The 23,101-nt window shown below is 51.4% G+C and carries 17 protein-coding genes; 6 read left to right on the forward strand and 11 right to left on the reverse strand.

Annotation, left to right across the window (positions count from 1 at the left end; all coding sequences use genetic code 11):
* Positions 1-15: 15 nt before the first annotated feature.
* The 4 genes from EPA93_RS21010 to EPA93_RS21025 all read left to right on the forward strand — a co-directional run bounded on the left by EPA93_RS21010 (position 16) and on the right by EPA93_RS21025 (position 4,912).
* Positions 16-924 carry an ABC transporter ATP-binding protein gene (locus EPA93_RS21010; protein ID WP_129889396.1) on the forward strand — a complete coding sequence of 303 codons (909 nt, stop codon included), beginning with the start codon at positions 16-18 and terminating at the stop codon, positions 922-924.
* Positions 911-1,672 (forward strand): ABC transporter permease, encoded by a 762-nt coding sequence (locus EPA93_RS21015; protein WP_129889397.1) that lies wholly within the window; start codon positions 911-913, stop codon positions 1,670-1,672. The genes EPA93_RS21010 and EPA93_RS21015 overlap by 14 nt, the downstream gene beginning before the upstream one ends.
* A gap of 494 nt (positions 1,673-2,166) precedes the next feature.
* Entirely contained in the window at positions 2,167-3,771 is a 1,605-nt protein-coding gene (locus EPA93_RS21020) for a glycosyltransferase family 2 protein (RefSeq protein ID WP_129889398.1), read from the forward strand.
* A 1-nt stretch (position 3,772) separates the two neighbouring features.
* Positions 3,773-4,912, forward strand: coding sequence for a glycoside hydrolase family 113 (locus tag EPA93_RS21025; protein ID WP_129889399.1), 1,140 nt, complete (start codon positions 3,773-3,775; stop codon positions 4,910-4,912).
* 54 nt (positions 4,913-4,966) lie between these two features.
* On the opposite strand, the gene EPA93_RS21030 is transcribed toward EPA93_RS21025, so the two are convergent.
* The 3 genes from EPA93_RS21030 to EPA93_RS21040 form a co-directional block, all read right to left on the reverse strand.
* Complete coding sequence (locus tag EPA93_RS21030) at positions 4,967-5,881, reverse strand: carbohydrate ABC transporter permease (protein WP_129889400.1); 915 nt, start codon at positions 5,879-5,881, stop codon at positions 4,967-4,969.
* 187 nt (positions 5,882-6,068) lie between these two features.
* Entirely contained in the window at positions 6,069-7,076 is a 1,008-nt protein-coding gene (locus tag EPA93_RS21035) for a carbohydrate ABC transporter permease (RefSeq protein ID WP_129889401.1), read from the reverse strand.
* A gap of 322 nt (positions 7,077-7,398) precedes the next feature.
* A complete protein-coding gene (locus EPA93_RS21040; RefSeq protein ID WP_129889402.1) occupies positions 7,399-8,724 on the reverse strand; it encodes an ABC transporter substrate-binding protein in 1,326 nt (441 codons plus the stop codon).
* Positions 8,725-9,165: 441 nt separating this feature from the next.
* Here EPA93_RS21040 and EPA93_RS21045 point away from each other — a divergent pair, with 441 nt between their 5' ends.
* Both EPA93_RS21045 and fusA read left to right on the forward strand, forming a co-directional pair.
* Positions 9,166-10,569: a glycoside hydrolase 5 family protein gene (locus EPA93_RS21045; RefSeq protein ID WP_129889403.1), complete on the forward strand. Its 1,404-nt coding sequence runs from the start codon at positions 9,166-9,168 to the stop codon at positions 10,567-10,569.
* 233 nt (positions 10,570-10,802) lie between these two features.
* Entirely contained in the window at positions 10,803-12,848 is a 2,046-nt protein-coding gene (gene fusA / locus EPA93_RS21050) for an elongation factor G (RefSeq protein WP_129889404.1), read from the forward strand.
* Positions 12,849-12,949: 101 nt separating this feature from the next.
* On the opposite strand, the gene EPA93_RS21055 is transcribed toward fusA, so the two are convergent.
* The 8 genes from EPA93_RS21055 to EPA93_RS21090 all read right to left on the reverse strand — a co-directional run bounded on the left by EPA93_RS21055 (position 12,950) and on the right by EPA93_RS21090 (position 22,847).
* Complete coding sequence (locus EPA93_RS21055; RefSeq protein WP_242527460.1) at positions 12,950-14,182, reverse strand: MFS transporter; 1,233 nt, start codon at positions 14,180-14,182, stop codon at positions 12,950-12,952.
* Between the two features lie 380 nt (positions 14,183-14,562).
* Positions 14,563-15,297 carry an IMP cyclohydrolase gene (locus EPA93_RS21060; RefSeq protein WP_129889405.1) on the reverse strand — a complete coding sequence of 245 codons (735 nt, stop codon included), beginning with the start codon at positions 15,295-15,297 and terminating at the stop codon, positions 14,563-14,565.
* A gap of 127 nt (positions 15,298-15,424) precedes the next feature.
* Complete coding sequence (locus EPA93_RS21065; RefSeq protein ID WP_129889406.1) at positions 15,425-15,760, reverse strand: hypothetical protein; 336 nt, start codon at positions 15,758-15,760, stop codon at positions 15,425-15,427.
* A gap of 114 nt (positions 15,761-15,874) precedes the next feature.
* Positions 15,875-16,528, reverse strand: a complete 654-nt coding sequence (locus tag EPA93_RS21070; protein WP_165423290.1) for an LON peptidase substrate-binding domain-containing protein — start codon at positions 16,526-16,528, stop codon at positions 15,875-15,877.
* The gene (locus tag EPA93_RS49885) at positions 16,509-20,213 is read right to left on the reverse strand and encodes a hydantoinase B/oxoprolinase family protein (protein ID WP_129889408.1); all 3,705 of its coding nucleotides are present in this window, start codon (positions 20,211-20,213) and stop codon (positions 16,509-16,511) included. The genes EPA93_RS21070 and EPA93_RS49885 overlap by 20 nt, the downstream gene beginning before the upstream one ends.
* A 312-nt stretch (positions 20,214-20,525) precedes the next feature.
* Positions 20,526-21,824: an MFS transporter gene (locus EPA93_RS21080; protein ID WP_129889409.1), complete on the reverse strand. Its 1,299-nt coding sequence runs from the start codon at positions 21,822-21,824 to the stop codon at positions 20,526-20,528.
* Positions 21,825-22,197: 373 nt separating this feature from the next.
* Positions 22,198-22,512, reverse strand: a complete 315-nt coding sequence (locus EPA93_RS21085) for a DMT family transporter (protein ID WP_129889410.1) — start codon at positions 22,510-22,512, stop codon at positions 22,198-22,200.
* Positions 22,509-22,847 (reverse strand): DMT family transporter, encoded by a 339-nt coding sequence (locus tag EPA93_RS21090; protein WP_129889411.1) that lies wholly within the window; start codon positions 22,845-22,847, stop codon positions 22,509-22,511. The genes EPA93_RS21085 and EPA93_RS21090 overlap by 4 nt, the downstream gene beginning before the upstream one ends.
* Between the last annotated feature and the right edge of the window lie 254 nt (positions 22,848-23,101).

The raw sequence follows: 23,101 nt of genomic DNA on the forward strand, positions 1-23,101 counted from the left end.
TATTGAGAGTGAGTTATGTGTATTGTCTATGATATTCAGAATCTTGTGAAAACCTATCCAGGACAGGCCTCCCCGGCCAATAAACATATCACATTACAGATCCAGCAAGGCGAAATTTTTGGCATCCTTGGCGATAATGGCGCCGGCAAAACGACGTTAGTCCGCCAGATGGTGAATCTCCAGGCCAGCACGGCGGGCCGTATCCTGCTCTTTGGCCAGGATATCCGCCGCAATATGTTTCATGTGCCGCTGCATGTCGGCTATATGCCCCAGCAAAGCCAGGCCTTGAATAACCTTACGGTCAGCGAGGCGCTCTTTTTCACGGCACATCTAAGGGGCATGAGCCGCGCCCAGGCCAGCAAGGAACGCGACAGGCTGCTACAGCTCTGGCAAATTGAAGATCTGCGCAACGCCTATAGTCCACGCCTCTCAGGCGGCCAGAAAAGGCTGCTGCGCCTGGCTGTCACCGCCGCCGGCTCACCAAAGGTGCTGATCCTCGACGAGCCTACCAATGACCTTGATCCCCAGCGCCGCAATCTCGTCTGGAACGTGCTGCGCCAGATCAATGAGGAGTACGGCACCACTATCATTTTCATTACCCATGATGCGATTGAAGCCGAGAAAATCATTCAGCGCGTGGGCATTATGTCAGCCGGAGAATTAGTGGCAGTTGGCCGTCCCAGCGATCTGAAGAGGAGCATTGATCGCAAGATGCGCCTTGAGATCTTCTTCCCGCCCGAGAGGCCACCCCATCTCCCAGTACATCTGAGCTACCATCAATCCCAGCCCGGCCGCTGGCTCATCCTGCTCGATAGGGAAGAGGCGCTCACTACGCTGGATACCTTACATATCGATCACCTTGATGACTTCCGACTCTATTCTGCCACATTGGAGGATATATATCTGCACTATGTCTCCCAGTAACCATAAACCATCCTTGATGGTTCAATTACTTGATGTGTTCTTAATCGAACTTACTAACTGGCGCTGGTCCTGGCGCTCCATTTTGATTACCAGTACGATCACGCCACTGATCAGCGTTTTAGGCCTTGGCACCTTTGCCCGCAGCGCTGGCCCCTCGGCAACAGCTTACGTGCTCACGGGCAGCGCGGTGCTCTCGCTCCTGTTCAGCAACCTGAATAACCTGCAAGGCCATGTAGTCTTTATGCGCTTTATGGGCACGTTGGACTATTTTGCCACGCTGCCGATTCGACGTCCTATCCTCATCCTGGCAATGATCGCGGCTTTCTTTTTGCTCTCCTTGCCATCCCTGCTTATCACGATTCTTGTCGGAACACTTTTTCTCCATATACAACTTGTCATACATCCTCTTTTGTTGCTTGTGATCCCGCTCTGCGCGCTTGCCCTCTCCAGTCTTGGCGTGCTGATCGGCGTGAATGCCCGCACTCCCGAAGAATCCGGCGCCTTCACTCTGCTGTTTACCCTTGTCTTGACAGCTGCCGGCCCTGTGATTATTCCACCGGACCATCTCCCCAGCTTCTTGCTTATCATCGGCTACTTTAGCCCAACCACTTACGCCTCGGCAGCTCTACGCCAAACCTTGCTGGGACCAGTGACTCATCAGCTGCTCTTCGATATAGCGATTCTGTCTGGACTTGCCGTATTCACGCTATGGCTAGCTGCTCGCAAATTGGATTGGCGCCACGATTAGTATTTCAGTTCCAACTCTTCCTTTTATATAAGACTCGCCAGCCGCCTGCGCAAAAAATGTAACAAAGCCACTTCCCATGGCTTTGTTACCTGCTCAGGCCCTTACCCCTAGTCTCACCAGTCAAACCCCGCGCCCTTGCCTCCAACACTCAGACCAGGCTAACGGGAGCTCCAGATCCTATTTTTTCTACAAGTAAATCAGTAATAGTACATCGAAATCCGCGCCGATTCTATTTCTAAAGATCGCCTGGCTACAAAAACGGTAACCATTTCTTATTAGCTTCAAACCAGATAAATATTTACATGAAATATTTGGCATATCAAATACACTATAAGTAGATTCAGCAAAACTGGGCGCACTATGCACGGTTTTGTGCAGAGAAGCATGGATGGAAAGATTTGGTGACTACCATCATTTCCTTGATTCACGCAGGCCGGAGATAAGAACGCGCTATATATCTTCACCGGCTGCAAGCTATTTCTAAAGGAGCATGAATGATTAACAAGACACCAACGCCTCGTATAGTAAATGAGCGCATGGGCCAGCCAATCAACGCTTCGGCTTGTCTCTTTCGCTCTAAGTTCTCCGTCTGGTTGCGGCAGTGGTTCTATCGCTGCTGGTTATGTGTGGCCACAGTTACCCTCGTCGGCCTGCTCTTAACATTGCAGTCTCTGCTTGACACAGCCACGCACCAACTCACAATTTGGCAAGAGAGCTTACGCTGGGCTGAGCTCATCTGGCTCGCTCCGGTACCCATCGCCCTTGCGCTCTGGTCCGGCTGGCTCTTTTTCGCCAGCGCCACCGAGCAACAACCGTTGCCTCTGAACGCACCGTTTCTCGCGACAAGGCCTGTGCGCCTTGTCTTTCGCTTCGTGACCCGTGGAGATAACGTCGAGGTACTCAGAGATAGCATTCAAGCTGTGCATCAGGCCTTCAAAAACTACCTATCGACGAGCGGACCTTACCGCATTGAGGTGATTAGTGAATGCCCAATTTTGCTGGAAGGCAATGATAGCCCTCCTAATATAACCGACAACGTATACATCTATGTCGTGCCGGCTAACTACGTTACGCCACAACACTCACGCTTTAAAGCTCGCGCGCTCACCTACCTTCAGGAGTGTACCCGGCCATTCCCCGAAGACTGGTATGTTTATCTTGACGAAGAAAGCATGGTTGATACAAGCGTTATCGCGGGCATCTATCGCTTCATTTATCGAGCATTACAAACACATACATATGCGAATAAGAGCAGGGCAAAAAAAGCGCCCACCGGTCTCATTGGTCAAGGGGCAATTCTTTATCAGGGTGGGCATTGGTTTTTTCGAGGAGCCGACGCGCTACGTACCGCCGACGACCTGGGACGCTTTCGTCTGCAATATGCTCTGGGCATGCCACTTTTTGGCGTGCATGGCTCCTATCTGGTAGTACGCGGCACCGACGATCCGGCCCTTTCATTTGACGTAGGTCCCGCTAACTCGATTACCGAGGATACCGCCTGGGCCTTACGCGCCTGGGCAAAGGGCTTTCGCTTTGCCTGGGTGGAAGGCTATCTACGCGAGCAGCCGCCGCAACGTATTATGGATTTAATCAAGCAGAGGAGTCGTTGGCTTTCAGGTATTCGCCTGGTTCTGCTTGACCGCAGCATTCCCTTGCGCTATCGCTGTTGCCTGGGACTCTTCACCTCGCTCTGGCAACTGGCATTCTTACCCTTCCTTGTAGCAGTTGTGGCCCTGGTAATCCATACATCACCCTTTATCTGGATGCGTCTCCCAGCTGATTTTGCCTGGGCGACCTTTGTCCTGGCTTACTTGCAAGGCCTTGATGTGCTCGCCAAACACGAAACGGTTTCCCCCCATTTACCATCTTCGTCATTGGCACAGAAACTGCATACTTTACAGAGACGCATGCTTTCCTGGCCATTAGTTCTATGTTACGTATGGTATGCCTTGCTCGAAGCTGCAGCCACGCTCTACAGCTTAAAGCCCAAACAGGGCTTCTTCGTCATCCATAAACCAAGCCTGGCCTCAAATACAGAAATAGCCGAGCGAGAAGCTACAACGGCCTCTGTTGGAGCCAAACAGGAAGGCAGGAAATAACATGAAGTTCCGAAGCTGCGCAACCTACAGCCTGGCTTTAACCACGATTGTCGGCGGTGTACTTCTACAATGGATACTCTTGAGCGGGAACAATCCTTTTTCAATGCTGGCCTCTCTTCTCCCCAACAATCAGCATGCGCCGGCCAGAGTGGCCGGGATGGCCATTTCTCCACCCGCTACGCATTTGTGGCATCCCGGCTTTGAGGCCGGGATCATCTTTCCTCGCCCTGGGCAAACAGCCTATGGTATAGAAGATCCTACCTGGCAAACCGGCCTGCGAGATATACATGAGCAGACGGGAGCGCGCTGGATACAAATCACTGTTGAACTCTTCCAGCCCTCGTTAAATTCAACGCAGGTCACGGCAAGTACGCAAACGGCGACCCCACAGGCCATCAGAGAGGGCATTCGCGCTGCTCACCAGAACAATTATCTGGTCTTTGTGTCGCCGCATCTCATTATCGACGGAAAGGAGCATCGGGCGGGACAGCTTCACTACACCAATCAGCAACAGCTCAACACCTGGTTTAGCAGCTATTGGCAGGCGCTGCGCCCCTATATCGTTGCTGCCCAGGAGGAGCATGCCGAACAATTCTCGCTGGGTACCGAGCTCACTGGCCTTGAGCACGTCCCGGTAGGGCACTGGAATCAATTGATTACGCAAGCCCATGCCCTCTTCCACGGCAAGCTTACCTATAGCATGCACTGGACATACCAAACAAGCAAGCTGCCAGGATGGATGCGGCATCCCTTCCTCAACGAGATCGGCATTGCTGCCTACTATCCACTGGCAACTGCTCAGCAGCAGCTCTCTGACTCTGGGCTGAATGAGCTCTGGCAACAAAAAGCCGGCCTGCCGCTTGACGCCATCGCCACGCAGCTCAAAAAGCCAGTCCTTATCTCAGCTATAGGGTACAGGGATAGGGCCGACGCCTTGCTGCATCCAGAGCAAAGCACTACCAACGCCCCCATCAATGAAGGGCTACAGGCTGAGGCACTCAATGCAGCTCTAAGCTATTGCGCCAGTGATCCTCATATCGCTGGCATTTTTGTCTGGGGCTGGTCGGTGCCCCACTTTCAGCCAAACAGGCGGCTCGCTGCCCCCGTAATCAAACACTGGTATAGCGCAATCAACTCGTAGGGACCGTCAGGTCCCTACAGGTGATTTAGTCTGCTCCCCGGCCTGCCTGGCTCTCTATTTGATCTCGGCAATGGCCACGCCGCTATCGATATAGCGCTGACCGAGCGCATAAAGCACGACAGGTACGACCAGGGCAATCAGCGTAGCGGCCATAAGTTGGGGATAAACCTGCTTTACCGGGCTGGTAAAATTCAAGAGTCCCAGCGGCACTGTATAATTGCTATCGCTGCTCAAGTAGATCAAAGGCCCCCAGGCATCGCGCCAGCTGGCCAGAAAGGTGAGAATAGCCACAACAATCAGGACTGGCTTAGACTGGGGCAGAATAATGCGCCAGAAAATGCCAAAGGAGCCGCAACCATCCAGTCGCGCTGCCTCGTCCAGCTCGTGCGAGAGGCCCATAAAAAACTGCCGGAAGAGAAAGATACTGAAGGCATCGCCGCACAGCTTGGGTACAATGATTGGCAAAAATGTATTGATCCAGCCCAGATTTTTAAAGGTCATATAGAGAGCCAGGGTTAATATCTGGCTCGGAATCATCATTGTGGCAAGCACAATAATAAACCAGAGCGTACGGCCGGGAAAACGGAAACGTGCAAAGCCATAGGCAACCAGGGCCGAAACAAATGTACTGGTAGCTACACAGAAGGCCGCCAGCCAGATGCTATTGAAGATGTAATGGGCGAAACGATAGGTCGTGAAGACTTCAAGATAGTTCGACCACTTCACTGGCTGCGGTATCCACTGGATAGGAGTCTGATAATACTGTCCCACAGTCTTAAGCGAGGCGGACAGCAGCCAGAGGAAAGGGGCCAGCAAGAACAGGCTCACCCCTATCAAGACAATATATGTCCATAGCATGCTCATATGCTGATAAAAACGTCCTCGCACATAAGAACGACGCCGGCTCTCGCTCAATCCGGTTAGCGATAGAGTGCCAGCCGGCTCCTGGTGCTTACCCAAAGTAGCCATAGCTCTCCTCCCTTGTCAGCAAAGCTTCAAGACGCCCGCGCATGAACTGGCACACAATCCCGGCGAAAGACGCCTGCCATCCGTCCTGCTCCCTACGCGGTCCATTTCAGCATCCGTTATAAGGAAACGTTTCCAGAGGATCAGCCCTACGCGCCAAGCCTCAACGGCTTTTCAATGATCGACGCAGCTATGCTCCTTTGCTCTGATCTCCATAATAGGTATATCTCGCCATAGCCAGCACAAGCAGCGTAAGCAGGAGCGTGATGATAAAGACGATAACGGCCAGGGCCGATGCGTAGCCAAACTTACCATTTTCCTTAAATGCAAGCTCATAGATATAGGTAAGGAAGGTCGCCAGATTGTAGTGATAGCCCAGCGGGTTATTCATACTACTGGTAGAGCCTACGCTTGAGGCAAAAGCATAGGGGGTCTCAAATACCTGGATATGCGCAATAAGCGTTGTAATGGTATTGAAAACCAGGACTGGCGAGAGCAAAGGCAAGGTGATATGCCAGAAAATCTTCCATCTGCCAGCGCCATCAATTTTCGCAGCTTCATAATAGACTGAGGAAATGCCCTTTAAGCCAGCCAGGAAAATGAGCATGGTGCTGCCAGTAAACCACAAGTTGACAAGGATCAGGGCCACAAGGGCCACAACTGGTGGATTAGAGTCGCCCAGCCAACGGATCGGTCCCAAATGAAACACCGCGAGGGCAGCATTGGCAAGCCCATTGCTACCAGGGGCAAAAACTTGCTTGAAAAGCATGCCTATGGCTATACCCACCAGGAGGCTAGGAACATAAATGATCGTACGAAAAAGGTGATTGCCAGGAAATTTGCGGTTGAGGAGCAAGGCAAGCCAGAGACCTCCACAAATGCTGATCACTGTAGAGGCACTTACATATATAGCCATATTTAGACTAACCTGGGCAAAGCGTGGGTCAGCAGTAAAAATATTCTGGTAGTTCTTGAGTCCCACCCACTCCTGATATCCCAGAATGTCATACTTTGTGAAGCTATTGTAAAAGGTGGTGAGCAACGGCCAGAGGCCGAACACCAGAAAGCCCAGCAGCCAGGGACTAATAAACAGGTATCCTTTGAATGCTCGGCTACGGGCCAGGCGTGTAAAGAAGCGAGGAGTCTTCTGTGATTTCAGCGTGATACTATAGTTTTCCTGTCTTCCAGACAACAACATTATACGCCTCCTTCTTCTACTCTCAAATCCAGTTCTCAAGTGATTCTTGAAAAATCCCGGCGCACGCCAATCAACATGGCCAGCGCCCCTTGATCACTATTTGGCTGAATTTGCTCTCAATGACGCACACATAGCGACAATAGACTTCTGACAAATCCTGGCAAGAAGCTTCTTATCCGCTCAGCTTCTCTTCTGCTTCCCATCCTCCTTTATATCTCTGGGCATATCTCCTCTTATCAGCGCCTGAAGAATAGAGGAGAGGCCAGGAGATAGGGCTAGCTTAGCTATCTCCTGCACCTCTGCAGACAAAGGTAAATAAGGTCTATGTTTGGGAGAGGATCACATTCCCTTGTTGCTCCATCTGAGCCGCAGCCTGAGCCGGCGTGAGCTTGCCATGCACCATATCGGTAAGAATATCGGCAAGCGTTGCACTTAGCTGGGATTTGGTCGTCATAACCCCAGGCTGGAAGGTTGGGATAGCGCTCTGCAGGGTAGGCACAAACTGGGAAGGCTGGATGTACGATCCCATCTGAGCTATGGCGCTTTTATTCGCTGGCACGTCACTAAACCTGGCAAAATCTATCTGGGCCGGAGTTTGTACCGCCCATTTGAGGAATTCCCAGGCCGCCTCTTTATGCTTGCTCCCTCTATAAATACTCAAGCTATTAGCGCCCCCGGTCACGACGCGGTTTTTGATGGTAAACAAGGGAGTTACCCCAATATCTGATGTCTCGTGCTGCATATCCGTGAAAAGCCATAATCCTACACGGGAAAAGGCAACGTTGCCCGCCTGTAAAGCATCGAGATCAAAAGACCACTGCCCGCTATTGAGCTCATCATATGGCGGGGCAATATGCTCGGTAAAAAGGCTCAGGTAATCAGAGAGACCTTGAACCCCTTCCGGCGTATTAATCGTTATTTTGTGCGGATTGATCGGGTTATCATACGTATGGCCACCCTCCATCCGTACAAAGGTGTCGAAGTCCAGGATATTGCTCGGATTAAGCGCATATTGGGCCTTGGGGCCATCGAGGCTAGTAAGCTTCTTAGCCATAGCCTTGAATTGCTCAAAGGTTAGAGGAGTAACGGGATCAGGGTAAGGTACGCCTGCGGCTTTAAGCAGTTTTTTACTGTAACCCAGCAGGGATATAGATGTGCCCACCGGTAAGCCATATACTTTATCGTTCCAGGTATTGAGGGCCAGCGACTGCCCAACAAGATTTTTGGTAGCATCTTGATAGCCAGCCAGGGTTGTCAGATCCACCAGGGCTCCATCATCCAGATAGGAGGCAGAATTACACGAACACAATCCAATAATATCGTATGCATTCCCGCCGCCAATCGTGACTCTCAGTTTTTCCCAGTAATCTGCCCAGGGCAATAATTCCAGATTGACCTTAATATCGGGATGCGCTCTCTCAAAGCTGGCAACCCAGGCCCGCATAGCATTATCCTTGGTGGGGGTATTACTCCACCAGCCAAAGGTAAGCGTCACCGGGCCCGAGGAGGTAGTAGAACCAGGGCTACCGCATGCAGCCAGCACAATTGAGAAAATAAGCAGGCCTGCAAGTAACAAATAAAAGCCTGACCCTCCTGTGATGCAGCCGGGCAGGCCTTTATTCTTTTCAGGCCCAAGCTTTTGCAACATAGTTTCATACCTCTCTTTTCTACTAGCTTGTTGGCCGACGTATGACACACTATGTACAACTAAAATAATCGACTGTGTATCACTAATCTTTATTGCTTCATCTTTTTCTCACTGCTATTTAACTCAACCCTTGTGCAAGTTTTTCCACCATCTGCTGCACTGAGGAGGGAAGAGAGGCCGGGCGCGCTCCCACTTGCAAATTGTGTTAACTAGCGTCGCTCTTACCTACCTTCCGATATATTTACAGCACTCACACTATTTAAATATATATCATATTTGTTATACTTTATCAATCGATATATTTAAATTTTATTATATCATTTTTCGCATATCTATTATTTTTTACCATTGACTTGATATTCAGAAAATGATAATAGTAATATTTATGAAACGAGAAAGTTCGCGGGAGCATTCTGGGAGGTATAGAGCGTGAGGTTAGCGGTGAGTAAGTTCTTATTGCCAATTAATCTAGTCACATTGATAGTCGTACTGATCATCACCTTATTGATGTATCATCGATCAACAAACCCCAGCGGCGCATCTGACTTTGTGACGCGTTCTGACGCTCAGCTAATGCTCGATGGAAAACCTTTCAGGTTTTTTGGAGCAAACATTTACTGGCTAGGCTTGGATGAAAATGTAGGAGGAGTAGCTTACCCAACGCATTTTCGCATAGATGACGTCCTGGCGGCCGCGCAAGCTATGGGCATAACGGTCGTGCGAGCCCACACTTTAGGCACCTCGCAGGGCTGTCAGCTCTGTGTTGAGCCGGCGCTGGGAAAGTTTAACGAGACGGCATTCCAGCATATAGATTATGCCATCAAATCGGCTCACGAGCATGGAATTCGCCTGATCATTCCCCTCACCGATAACTGGAATTACTATCACGGCGGCAAGCATACTTTTACTAGTTGGCGTGGGCTCACCGACGAAGATCAATTTTATACAAATGCTACAGTGATCAACGATTTTGAGCAATACATCAGCCATCTTCTCAACCATGTCAACAGTTATACGGGCCTGGCCTATAAGGATGATCCGACCATTTTAGCCTGGGAGACAGGCAACGAGATAAATCCTCCGGTCAGTTGGACGAGTACAATCGCCGATTATCTCAAAAAGCTTGATCCTCAGCACCTGGTTCTCGATGGCACCAAAGGGGTCAACGTTCGTAACCTGGCCCTCAGCAGCGTAGATATATACTCGAATCACTACTATCCGATGAGCGTTGCCGCCCTCAATAGTGATGCCAGCACAGTCAAAGATGGCCATAAAGTGTTCATCGTAGGCGAATATAACTGGACCGGCAGAGGCGGAGGGGATAAGCTCAATAGCTTCTTAGCAGGTGTTGAAGCCAGCACAGCAGCCGGAGATATGTTCTGGTCGCTCTTCGGACACAATGATGCTTATGGATATGTCAAGCACCTCGACGGCTACACAGTTCATTATCCAGGAGACACTCCCGATATGCGTGCCAGCATTCAGCTCTTCCGTACTCATGCTTATCGCATGCGCCGTAGCGCCTTGCCAGCCCTTAGCGTTCCTGGCACAGCTCAGATCACCAGCGTCGGAAATCACCAGCTTACCTGGAGAGGAACTGCCCTCGCCGATACATATACAATCGAACGCTCAAGCAATGGAGTCGACGGTCCCTGGACCGTCATTTGCGATCGCTGCGCAACCGATAACGACACCCCCTGGATTGATAAAACTATGCCTGCGGGGAAGGTCTTCTATCGGATCAAAGCCTACAATCTCACCGGCCAGGCAGGCGATTACTCTCCTGTCGCAGAAACACCAAGCACAACGTTGAAGCGTCCTGCATCTGGCAACACAGTATCCTGATACTCAGGCCATACCCTGAGTATAGCCAATGTTTTTGCGCATAAGTTGTGTTGAACAAAGAGACTATTGCTGCTATACTACACCTACCGAACTGGAAGAGCGTATTGCACAGTTTTTCTCTGTACCGAACCAACCATTCGCGTGGTCGCATCGCATAAGGTGGTCTATGGCAGACCCCTGCGCAGTCTGAACAGATCACCTCTTGCATAGAAACTCAGGAGGATTACGGGTTCATGAAGGTTTATAGGGCGGAACAGATTCGCAATGTGGCATTAATTTCTCACGTCGGAGCAGGTAAAACTTCTCTAGTAGATGCCGCGCTATTCGACAGTGGCGCTGTTACCCGACAGGGTAAAGTTGATGATGGCACCTCTATCTCTGACTACGATCCAGATGAGCTCAAGCGCGGCATGTCGTTGAACGCAAAAGTATTGCCAGTCGAGTGGAAAGATCACAAGATTAATCTCATCGACACTCCAGGCTACGCAGATTTTGTTGGTGAAGTAAAAGCCGGTCTTCGTGTAGCTGACGCAGCGCTCGTAGTGGTAACTGCCGAAAAAGGGGTTGAGGTGGGGACAGAGCTCACATGGAAATATGCTGACGAGCGCAATCTTCCACGTATGGTGCTTGTCAATAAGCTAGACCGCGAAAACACCTCATTCGATCAGGCTCTCGATTCGTTGCGTGCCCAGTTTGGTAATGGAATCGTCCCTCTACAAGTTCCCCTTGGCGAGCAAGCGGGCTTCAAAGGCGTAGTCGACCTGGTAAGCCGTAAAGCCTATGACTTTGCAGACGGCACAAAGCCCCGGGAAACCAGCGTCCCAGCCGACCTGCAAGATCAAATCGATACCTACCGCGAACAGCTCATCGAAGCCGCTGTCGAAAGTGACGATGAGATTATGGAAAAGTTCCTTGACGGTGGCGAGCTAAGCGAGACGGAAATACTGGCAGTCATCAAAAAAGGAACCTGCAGCGGCCAGATAGTTCCAGTACTCTGCGGCTCAGCCAGCAAAAACATTGGCGTCCAGACCCTCCTCGACGCAATCATCGAGTATCTGCCCAGCGCGGCTGACGCAGTAGCAGAAGACGCCAAAGCCTTTGGCGATAACCTCTCCATGTTTATCTTTAAGACCGCCGGGGCACAGGCAGGCACAATTTCTACTTTCCGTGTCTATAGCGGCACGCTTAAGCCAGACTGCCATGTCTACAATCTACAGACGAAGACTGACGAACGAATTGGCCAGATCTCTATACCGCGTGGAAAACTACAAGAAACGGCAACCGAAGTTCCGGCGGGCGACTTTGGCGCCGTGGCCAAGCTATCTAATTCGCATACAGGCGATACGCTTACTACTGTCAAGGATGTTACGACCCCATTAGAGCCGATAAATTTCCCCGAGCCTTGCTACACCTCTGCGGTCTCACCAAAGAGTCAAGCCGACCTTGATAAGATGGGCAATGCGCTTGCGCGCATCGTAGAAGAGGATCGCACCTTGCGCGTTTCACGCGATCCCGAAACTGCCGAGACCTTGCTCGCCGGTATGGGAGAATCGCATTTGCAGATCGCCGTCGAGGCCATTAAACGCAAATACGCGGTTAATCTGGAGACGCACGATCAGCATATCTCTTACCGCGAGACGATCCGCAAAAAGGCTAAGGCTAATGGCCGCCACAAGCGTCAAAGTGGTGGGCATGGGCAGTTTGGCGACGTATGGCTAGAGATTGAGCCACTCCCACGCGATAGCGAGCAAGCCTTCGTCTTTGAAGATAAGATCGTGGGTGGCGTTGTTCCCGGCCAATTCATTCCAGGTGTAGAAAAAGGCGTACGCGAATCCCTAAAGCGCGGTTTTCTCTCCGGCAACCCCATGCTCTATGTGAGGGTAGCACTCTACGATGGTAAATATCACCCGGTAGACTCTTCAGCCCAGTCGTTTGAAGTCGCGGCCTCTCTGGCTATGCAAGAAGCTGTGCCACAGGCCAATCCTGTCATTCTTGAGCCGATTTTGAACGTCACCATCACTGTTCCTGAAGGCAATATGGGCGACGTCATGAGCGATATCAATACCAAACGCGGGCGCGTTATGGGCATGGAGACCCTTGATAATGGCATGCAACAAATCTCTGCTATGGTGCCTCAATCTGAGATGCTCCATTACGCAACTGATCTACGCTCGATTACCCAGGGACGCGGCTCCTTTAAGGCGGAGTTTGCGGAGTACGAAGAAGTACCTGCCAACGTTCAGCAAGAGCTAATCGCTCAGCACAAGAAACCAGAATAAGAACCTTCCTCATAGATACGCCCCCTTATTTCTCAGGGGGCGTATTACACATCTGCTCTATTGATCTATTCAACTGACTTCGCGCCAGGCATTGCTCTTGCTCACACAGCTCTGGCCCGGCGCCAGCTATTTAGCCCATAGACGATCAAGGCAGTCAGAAGCATAGCTCCCCCAACCAGGCATACTCCTGTCCAGCCGGCAATGCTCCAGCCATAGGAGCCCAGCACTGAACCAAGTGAGCCGCCTACAAAAAAGGCTACCATATAGACAGTGTTGATACGATTACGCGCTAATGGATTCAAGCTATAGATTCTGGCTTGATTTGAGACCTGATTCGATTGCGCACCAAGATCCAGGAGAATAACGCCAACAATCAATCCCCACAGGGCATGACCAAAGAGCTCAAATATGCCAAAGGCCAGCAAGACAATAAGTACAGCCATCCCAATAATGCGCCGCGCCTCGATACGATCAGCAAGCTTGCCTACGAAAGAAGCGGCAAGGGCTCCAACGACACCCACAAGGCCAAAGGCTCCTGCAACGGCGCTACCATAGTGATATGGAGGCGTTTCCAGGAAAAAGGCTAATGTCACCCAGAATGCGCTGAAGGCCCCAAAGACCATTGCGCCCATTACGCAGGTCTCGCGCAACACTGGCTCCTGACGCAACAATCCCCACAGGGAACGAAGTAATTGTGGATAGCTCATGCTTGTTTGTGGATGATCCGCCGGCAGCATAAAACGCAAGATCACAGTAAGCAGGACCATCAAGGCTGCCGCAAGCCAGTAGACCGCCTGCCAGCCCAGTTGCGCACTGATAAAACCGCTCACGGTACGAGCCAGCAGAATACCAATGAGCAGCCCGCTCATGACGATTCCCAGCACCCGCCCACGTTCATGCGCAGGCGCCAGGCTGGCGGCAAAAGGGATAATTATCTGAGGCACAACTGTGGTTATACCTACTAGCAGACTGGCAACGGCCAACAATGTAACATTAGGAGCCAGGGCCATGGCTATCAGGGCCAGCGTCACTGCGATCAATGACCCCACAATTAGAGAACGTCGATTATAACTGTCGCCAAGCGGCACAATGAAGAGCAATCCTGCGGCATAACCGAGCTGTCCGAGCGTGGCAATGATCCCCATTTGATCGACTGATACTGCAAAGCTTTTTCCCATATCCACAAGAATAGGCTGACTATAATAAAGATTAGCTGCTGTGAGGCCGCAGGCAAGCGCCATGATCCAGACCAAGCGACGATCCATTCTTGGCAAGGCCTGGCTCGCGCCCTCTACGGTAGTCGGTTGCGCATGATTAACAACACTCCCTTTCAATAGGGCTTCCTTTCACTAACTTTTTGATGATTGCTTTTAGATAAAAAAATAAGCACAATAATTTAGCTCCACAGAAAACAAGGCACAATAAGGCCTGCCCCTTCTGCGGAGCCAAATAGAGTACACTGCTACGACATTGGAGCAAAGTGGAGGAGGGTGATACTTTACCGATGAGGGCTTTCGCCCTGCACATGAGGGGATCTGGACCCTGCGTTTTTCACAATGCTTACTTTTAAGCGGGTAAATGCATCACAATTGATTATATCACATGCAAGCTTATCAATATATATAGCGCTAAGGCAGCGAGCTTAATACAGAGCCACAATGGCCGAGCTATTTTCGGCCAGCCCTATGAATAAGCGCTATGTCCTTAGCGCTTCTCAGCTACCAAAGCGATTTTTGATGACGATGTTGCCAGGCCCACCAGAGGCGGGAATCTCCTTGACGGCCAGAGCAATACGATTCTCGGCATTGAGCGCCTCCCAATAGGTATGTAATACCTCCTCAGCGCTGCCAGAGCAGGGCAAAAGCAATGGCTCTCCCTGGAAGCCTGGCAGCGGATTCCCATCGCCCTGATAGGTGGTTAAACCAACTCCCAGGCCACCTTGCGCTAATGCAGGGCGGAATGTATTGCGATCCGTAAACTCTGGATTGATGGGATTGGCTTTGAGAATACTCAGGGTTGCAGTTCCCTGGCCATTTTGCAGGGACAGCATCCCACTAATACGCGGAGTATAATGAGGAGCATCTGGCTCGTGGGCACGCTGGGCCAGAGCATCGTCAAAGGTTTTTCCTGCCTTGAGGGCCTGATAGAGCGTTTGCGTCTGATCTCCATTGCTGATCAGGTATATACCTGGCAATTCGAGCATCGCTTCATAGATAATCAAGCTCGGGTCCTCTACCAGGCTTATGTCGATAGGCTCAGTTCGCAGCACCGATCCTTGCGCCACCAGGCGCCGATTACGGCTATGCGCACTTCTCCCCATCAGCCAGTAAATCATCAACCAGGCATCCTTTAGCGAGGATCTGCCAATCACCAGCCCTCGTCCAGGATAAGCATTCTCTTTGAGATGCTTGACAAAGTTTCTTGACGCAGTAAGCGTGACATCTTCCATAAATAGCTTTCTTTCCCCTATTCATCAAATTTTGCGCCTGAGTTCACTTCAGGCACTGCCCATTGTAGCCAGGTCATCCCATGTAGATGGACCTGTTCTGGCGTTCGGCAAGAGCGGCGCAATCAGGCTATCTGGGCTTTGCAGATTTTTGCCCTTTGGGCCGCCGAGCCCATGCAGCCTGCTTATGTCCCGTTCCCGGGCGCGCTTCCGCACGTTTACCCTTTCCCAATAAGGCCATCGCCTCACTTTCATGCCCATGCGAAACCAGCCATTCTCTGGCCTTCTCGTGTAGATCCCGCAGTGAAGGGCTACCCGCCACCATCAGCCACATGGCCAGCTCCGGATCTACCGGCTCCTCTTCGCTCCATTGATCCTCTGCTATAAGAAATCCACGCACTTCCTCAACATTGAGCGTACGTAAGACAGCATCCAAACGCTGCCTGAAGTTAGCGTAATCCGGCATATCACTTCTCTCTTCTTTAGCGCTGAGGAGCCTATCTTCAACCTCTCTCAGCGCCTATGTACTTGCTAATTTCTCGTGCAAGCTTACATCTATAACCAGATCGATCTCCGCCAATTAATTTAGCCTGGTTTGCTCATCAGATATCTGCCTGGTAATAATCTGACGCAGAAATGGGACCTCGCGACGCAAGATCCCAATTTCTTCACGCAGGCGTTGCCGCGTCGAGGTCAGTTCCAGGAAATGCTGCTTGCGCTCATCCTGGATTTCCAGGAAATAGGCGATAAAATGCGAGAGACTTTCTGCAGTCGCAGGCAGATTTGTCTGCACATCGTCCTCATTCATCGCCTCCAGCAACATACCAAGATAGCGCCCAAACAAGTCACGGGCCTGCTCATTCAAAACTTCAAGCTCATATATAGGCTCGCTCACATCTTCATAGGGCTCTACCAGGCCAGAGAGATATGGCTTATCATGGTATTGTTCAACGATCTGGAAGCGCCTGGTTCCAACCGCTATAAGGTTATAGCCACCATCATCTAGCTTATCCAGGTTTCGTATTTCCGCTACAGTCCCCACAGAATAGGGAATCTCGTCAGGCTGCTCGCTCTCCGGCCTGATCAGCACAACACCGAAAGGCTTCATCTCTTGCTGACAATCCATGATCATCTGACGATAGCGAGCTTCAAAGATATGCAACGGTAATACTGTTCCCGGGAAAAGGACAACATTGAGCGGGAACAGCGCTAATTCAATCGCTGTTGTTGACATAAGGCTCATCCTTCGGTAAAAAACCGCCACCGCCAGGAGTGCAGATAGTTAACACATCCCCTGCCTGCACATCCAGGGTAACTTTACCTGGCAATTGGGTAGCTGTGCCATTGTGCTCAAGGCTGTTGATACCCACGGCGCCAGCTTCACCACCTTGCAGACCGTAGGGCGCATAGACGCGACGATCAGTCAATAACGTTACGGTAGCCGGCACCAGGAAACAGAACTCGCGACACAGGCCATCACCGCCGCGATAGCGCCCCGCGCCGCCAGAGCCATAGCGCAAAGCATAGCGTCGTATCCGTAGAGGCATCTCCATTTCGAGCGCTTCCACAGGAGTATTGCGTGTATTGCTCATATGTACATGCACACCTGAGAGCCCAGCGGCGCCAGGCCTTGCCCCCATGCCGCCTCCTAGCGTTTCGTAATAAGCAAAGACACTCTTGCGCTGTGGGTCCAGGCCACCAAACGTAATATTGTTCATAGTACCTTGTGACGCTGCGGGTATGCGCTGCGGGGCAAGTTGGGCCAGGGCGCCAAAGAGAGCATCGACTGTGCGCTGTGATGTCTCTACATTCCCTGCCGCAACTGCCGCCGGTGGCAGCGGATTGAGCAGCGATCCCTCCGGTATTCGAATATCGATCGACTCCAGACAACCTTGATTGGCCGGCACGTGCTCGCCCACCATACAGCGCACCGCGTATAAAACGCTTGAATGCGCAACAGCTTGTACAGCATTCACACAGCCAGCACTCTGTGCCGCCGTTCCAGTGAAATCAACTGTCATAGTACCATTTTTTACCTGGATACGTACAGTGATTGGCAAGGCACTGGCTCCCCAGCCGTCATCATCTAGATAATCAGTGAACTCTACTTCACGCTCAGGAAGAGCCTGCAGAGCCTTACGCGTCAACTGGGCGGAATAGCGGAGCAGAGCTTCGGCGTGCGCCAGAACCATCTGCGAACCATAACGTTCGATGATCTCCTGCAAGCGTCTCACCCCTACCTGGCCAGCCGCTATCTGAGCATCTATATCCCCTTTGCGCTCCCAGGGAGTACGCACATTGCGATAGAAAAGCCTTAAGACATCCTCATTGAGCACTCCAGCGCGCGCCAGCTTGAGCGGTGGAATGATTACCCCTTCCTGATAAAGCTCGCGGGACATGGGCATTGATCCTGGAGACATACCGCCAATATCGGCATGATGCGCACGGCTCGCGACAAAGCCAAATAGCTCACCAGTATGTCCATCGGAATCTTTAGCGATAAAAACAGGGGTTACCATGGTTATATCTGGAAGATGCGTTCCTCCCAGGTAAGGATCATTGAGCACGATCAGATCACCTGGCTCGAAGGTTTGAAACTGTTCAATGGCCGCACGCACCGAGGCCGGCATCGCTCCTAGATGAACAGGAATATGGGCCGCCTGGGCAATCAAACGCCCCTGCGCATCAAAACAGGCGCAGGAATAATCTTTTCGCTCCTTGATATTGGGCGAATAGGCAGTTCTTCCCAGCGTCACGCCCATTTCTTCGGCCGCCGAGGAAAGCAGATGCTTAAAGATTTCGAGCGAAACGGGATCAAAGGTATCGCGAGGCGTAAGCGTAGTACTCTTGTCGTCAGAAGAACTTTCCTGCACCTGCTGAGCAAGCACATTGCCCCAGCCATCGACGACACCCTCCCAGCCGGGAGGTAAGAGGATTGTGCTATCATCCTGAATGAGGACGGCAGGGCCAACAATGCGGTTGCCATGCTGCAAAGCAGCGCGCTCATAGAGGCGGGCCCGGAACATCCCCTGGGTAAAGATCATAGAGCGCTCGCCAAGTAAAGCCTGCTCGGCTGAAGGGCCGCTCAAATCCTCAAAGGGCAGCTCGGGTTGAGCAGGCTGCACGCTCGCCTTGACGCGCACAGCCACGACTTGCACTGGCTGTTCTTGATGCTCATGCCCAAAGCGCTGCTTATGCAGAGCGTGAAAACGCGCAAGCGTGGCCGCAAGATCGCCAGCATTGCTTGTTGTCAATTCATAGGCCTGCCCAAAATAACGCAAATCATACAAACGCTGCAGAGAGATTGCAGCTTCGCTCTGAGCCGGCATATAGCTCATTTCCTGCTGCATCTCGGCGCGGGCACGCGCTTCAAGAGGGGCAAAAACAGCTTCCAGGGCCTCAGTTGAAAGCTCTTGAGCATCGAGCATAACTGTTTGCACATAATCCTTGACGATTGGGGCCAAAATCATGCCCAGGGCTGAAAGCACACCGGGATAGCGCGGAATAAAGACCCGCGGAATATGCAGCGCTTCGGCCAATTCGCAGGCATGCAGCGCTCCCGCCCCACCAAAGGGCAGTAGTGTAAAGAGGCGCGGATCATGGCCCTGTTCGAGCGAAACAGTGCGTAGCGCCCGCTCCATGCTTGCATTAACCACACGAATAACGCCTAGCGCGGCCTCTTGCGTACTGACCTCCATGCGTTTTGCCAGGGCGGCCATACGCTCCTCAGCGCGTTCGGGATAAATTGTGAAACGCCCGCCCAGAAAATGCGCGGGATCAATACGTCCCAGGACGACATTTGCATCAGTAACTGTAAGTTCCTCGCCAATCCCATAACAAGCTGGCCCCGGTACAGCTCCGGCCGAGTCAGGACCTACGGTGAGAGCATTTCCCTCATCCAGGCGTACAATCGAGCCACCGCCTGCTCCAACCGTATGGATCGCCACGGTTGGCACGCCAATAGGACAGCCCGCCACGCTGGCCTCGGAGGTTTCGGGAATCAGGCCAGGACAGAGCGCAACATCTGTCGATGTACCCCCCATATCAAGAGTCATGATCTGCTCATAACCGGCCATGCGCGCAACATGAAAGGCGCCAATAACACCGCCAGCCGGCCCGCTCAGCACCGTACGCACCGGCTCTTTGGCCGCCGTTGCCGCCGAAATGCTGCCACCCGAGGATTGCATGATCCGCAAGGGTCTCTGCAACTGTTCCTGCAGCCCGTTAAGATAGCGAGCCATCAGCGGCTGAACATAGGCGTTAACCGCTACAGTACTTGTTCGCTCGTATTCTCTAAATTGTGGCAAAATTTCGCTGGAGAGCGAGAGATAGGCCGAAGGAAAACGCTCCCGCAACAGTTGTGCTAACAATTGCTCATGGACAGGATTGCGAAAAGCGTAGAGCAACGCAATAGCAATACTCTCTGGGTTCTGAGCGGCTACTTGCTGCATGAGTGCTTCTAGCTCATCGCGCCCGGGAGCACGCAGAATAGCTCCTTGATGGTCGAGGCGCTCAGCTAGCTCTAAACGGCGCTCCCTGGGGATAATCGCAGGAGCGCGCTGCTGCAAGAGATCATAGAGGGCCGGGCGATCCTGACGGCCGATCTCCAGTACATCCGCAAATCCCTCGGTAGTAATCAGCACCGACCGGGCCCCCTTGCGCTCCAACAAGGCATTTGTTGCTACCGTCGAGCCATGAATAACTGCCGAAGGCTGAGTCACGTCAAGAGCCTGGAGGCCCGTGAGCAATCCCTGGGCCGGATTCTGTGGCGTACTGGGAACCTTATACATTCTAAGCTGTCCGCCCGAAACTCCTGCCACCGTGGACAGAGAGGCCTGAGGAGGTACGTAATGGACAATATCAGTAAAAGTACCGCCAATATCGACACCAACAATGCCTTGAGCTGACCCGTTATGCATATATTCTCCCTCGAAACTATACTTTAGATAGCTGTAATACAGTTGCCTATTTATACATAAGCGTACCGAAAATAGGGAGATCAGGCAAGAGCCAAAGCGCTTCCCTGCTTCTTATCGCTATATTCACTATTTCTTATCTCATTACTAGATTGATGCTAGCCCAACCCTTTGGCATGTTGTTTCGCCACCAGCGATAGCAGCAGAAAGTGAGGTACCCAGCCATTGCTCAGCTAACTGGCAAAAAAATAGGGAGCAAGCTTTTTGCTCTCTACGCCTGTAATCCCAGGCTTATCTACAGTTAAAGTCAAACCTTTAGTCAGCGATACTGGCCTTGGACAGCTCCTTCAGGCCAAGCGTAGCTACGAAGGAAAATGCCGCAAGAATAATGATGTAGAGCGCGACCGGCACATAATCGCCTTTGTACTGCTCTAGCAGAAAAGCCGCGATAAGAGGGGCCAGGCCACCGGCAAAGGGCGCCGCCAGTTGATAGCCAATCGAGGCGCCGCTATAGCGCAGCCTGGTTGTAAAGTGCTCCGAAATCAAGGCAGCCTGCGGTCCATAGACAAAAGAATGGCACAGTGCAAGCGAGAGCACGATACTGGCAATAATCAGGAAGCCATTTCCCGTGTTGAGCAACAAAAAATAGGGAAAGGCAAAGAGCAGCATAAGCAAGCAGCCGAGCAAATACCAGCGCCTCCGCCCAAAGCGATCTGAAAGATAGCTGAACCAGGGAATAGTGAGAAGCTCAAGAATGGCAGCCGCATAGATTCCGCCAAGCACAAGCTGCCTATCCACATGTAGATAGGTCGCGCCATAGACCAGGACAAATGTGGAAAAGAGATAGAAAGGAGCCTGTTCCACAAAACGGGCTGCGGCGGTAAGGATGATCTCCTCCCAGTTCTGCGCAATTACCTCGACTACAGGAGCTTTGGCAACACGCTTCTCCTCCTGAAGCTTAGAAAACAGTGGTGTCTCTAAGATACGCAAGCGAATATAGAGGCCAACCACGATCAGTAGAGCGCTCAGGAAGAAAGGAATACGCCAGCCCCAACTATTGAACTGGCTACCGGAAATTGCAGCAAATACCGCCACCAGGCCAGCCGAGAGCAACAGGCCAAGAGGCACTCCCATCTGTGGCCAGCTGGCCCAAAAGCCCCTATTGCGCTCATGCCCATATTCTAACGATAGTAGGACAGAACCTCCCCACTCACCACCAACGCCAAGCCCCTGGCAGAATCGCATCAATGAAACCAGCAGGGGTGCGGCAATCCCAATAACGTCATAACCAGGAATAAAGCCAATCACAAATGTAGAGATGCCCATAAGCAGCAAAGTCACAATCAAGGTTGACTTGCGTCCTATGCGATCTCCCAGGTGGCCAAAAACGACGCCGCCAATAGGACGGGCAATAAAACCAACAAGAAATGTCGTCAATGAGAGCAGCGTCCCGGCAAAGGGGCTAAACTTGGGGAAATAGAGGGCAGGAAAAACCAGCGTGGCAACTGTGCCATACAAGAAGAAATCGTACCATTCAATCGTTGTACCAAGGGTGCTCGCAAAGATGACCGGCCACATGCCACGCCGACTCATCTGTTCTGAGATTGAGGCCATAGAACCCTCCAGTATTGCTTGATAAAAGAACGACTTAAAATTGAGCGCGATACTGAATTATGGGCTAGTGCAGCTATGTCCTGGGCAAACAAGTTGGACGGGATTGCGTTAGTCCCTCCCCACCTCCTTTCGAGGTAGTAACAATAATGGAAGCATCTGAGGTAGTTAAGTGTTATGGGCAGCCTTCATACACTATTCGGGGAAAAGCTTCCATCAATTTGAAGGCTAACATTTCAGAAAAGACCTATGCCTATAGTATAGCGGTAAACCTCTGGCTTTTTCAAGTCCCTCTGGTCCCATAAAATCAGCTCTTACGCCTGTGTTGGGATCAGAGGCTACTCTTCTTGTCAAATTAAGCTCATGCTTACCTTGCCTATGAAATCAGCTTAAGGCTCACAGTTGAGATCACTATCAGACCAATAAACAAGAGGCGCTTCCATTCCCGGGGCTCACCAAAGGCGAGCATACCTAGCAGCGTACTACCCACGGTCCCGATGCCTGTCCAGATAGCATAAGAAGTTCCCATTGAGATTTGCGTCATGGCCAGCGATAACAACGAAAAGCTTGTTCCGTAGACCAGTGCAACCAGTAAGTAAGATGACCAGTGGCGGCGCTCGGTAACACGCTTTATAGCAAGCACCCCAAGCACTTCACACAAACCGGCGGCAATAAGGGCAATCCATGTCATACAGATTTGCCTTTCTCTCCATCATTCGTTACAAACTTTAAGCCCATTACACCAGCTAGCAACGCAGCAATAAACAGCAACTTGAGAGGATTGAATTGCTCCCCAAAGAAGATTATTTCTGTAATAACCGTAGCCACAGTACCGAGCCCGGTAAACACAGCATACATTGTGCCAAGAGGTAATTTAGCGGCAACATCAAACAATACTTTAAAGCTCACTAGAATAGACGCTATGGTAATCAACCACTCCCACCAGGTTGCGGCATGTTTAATGCCTGATACCCAAACAGCTTCGAGCACTCCCGTCAAGAATAAAAGTATCCATTCTTTCCTCATTACGCTATACCCTCTCTCCTATCTCAAATGCACAAACTCTCGCCAAAAGAGATTTCATGCTATCTTCGCCCTGCCATAGAAGCATTTGTTACCTCCATTTTTGAGAATCAACTTGTAGCTGGCTGCTCAGACTTTTGAGGCTCAATACCGCTTACGATCTATGAGGAAACTGCAAAGAAGACACATCCTTCTTCATCTTCCCCAGTTACATAAGGTCGTCTGGTAGCTTGCCTTCCTGACGCTTTCCCATAACC

The organism is Ktedonosporobacter rubrisoli (assembly GCF_004208415.1).
Classification (GTDB): domain Bacteria; phylum Chloroflexota; class Ktedonobacteria; order Ktedonobacterales; family Ktedonobacteraceae; genus Ktedonosporobacter; species Ktedonosporobacter rubrisoli.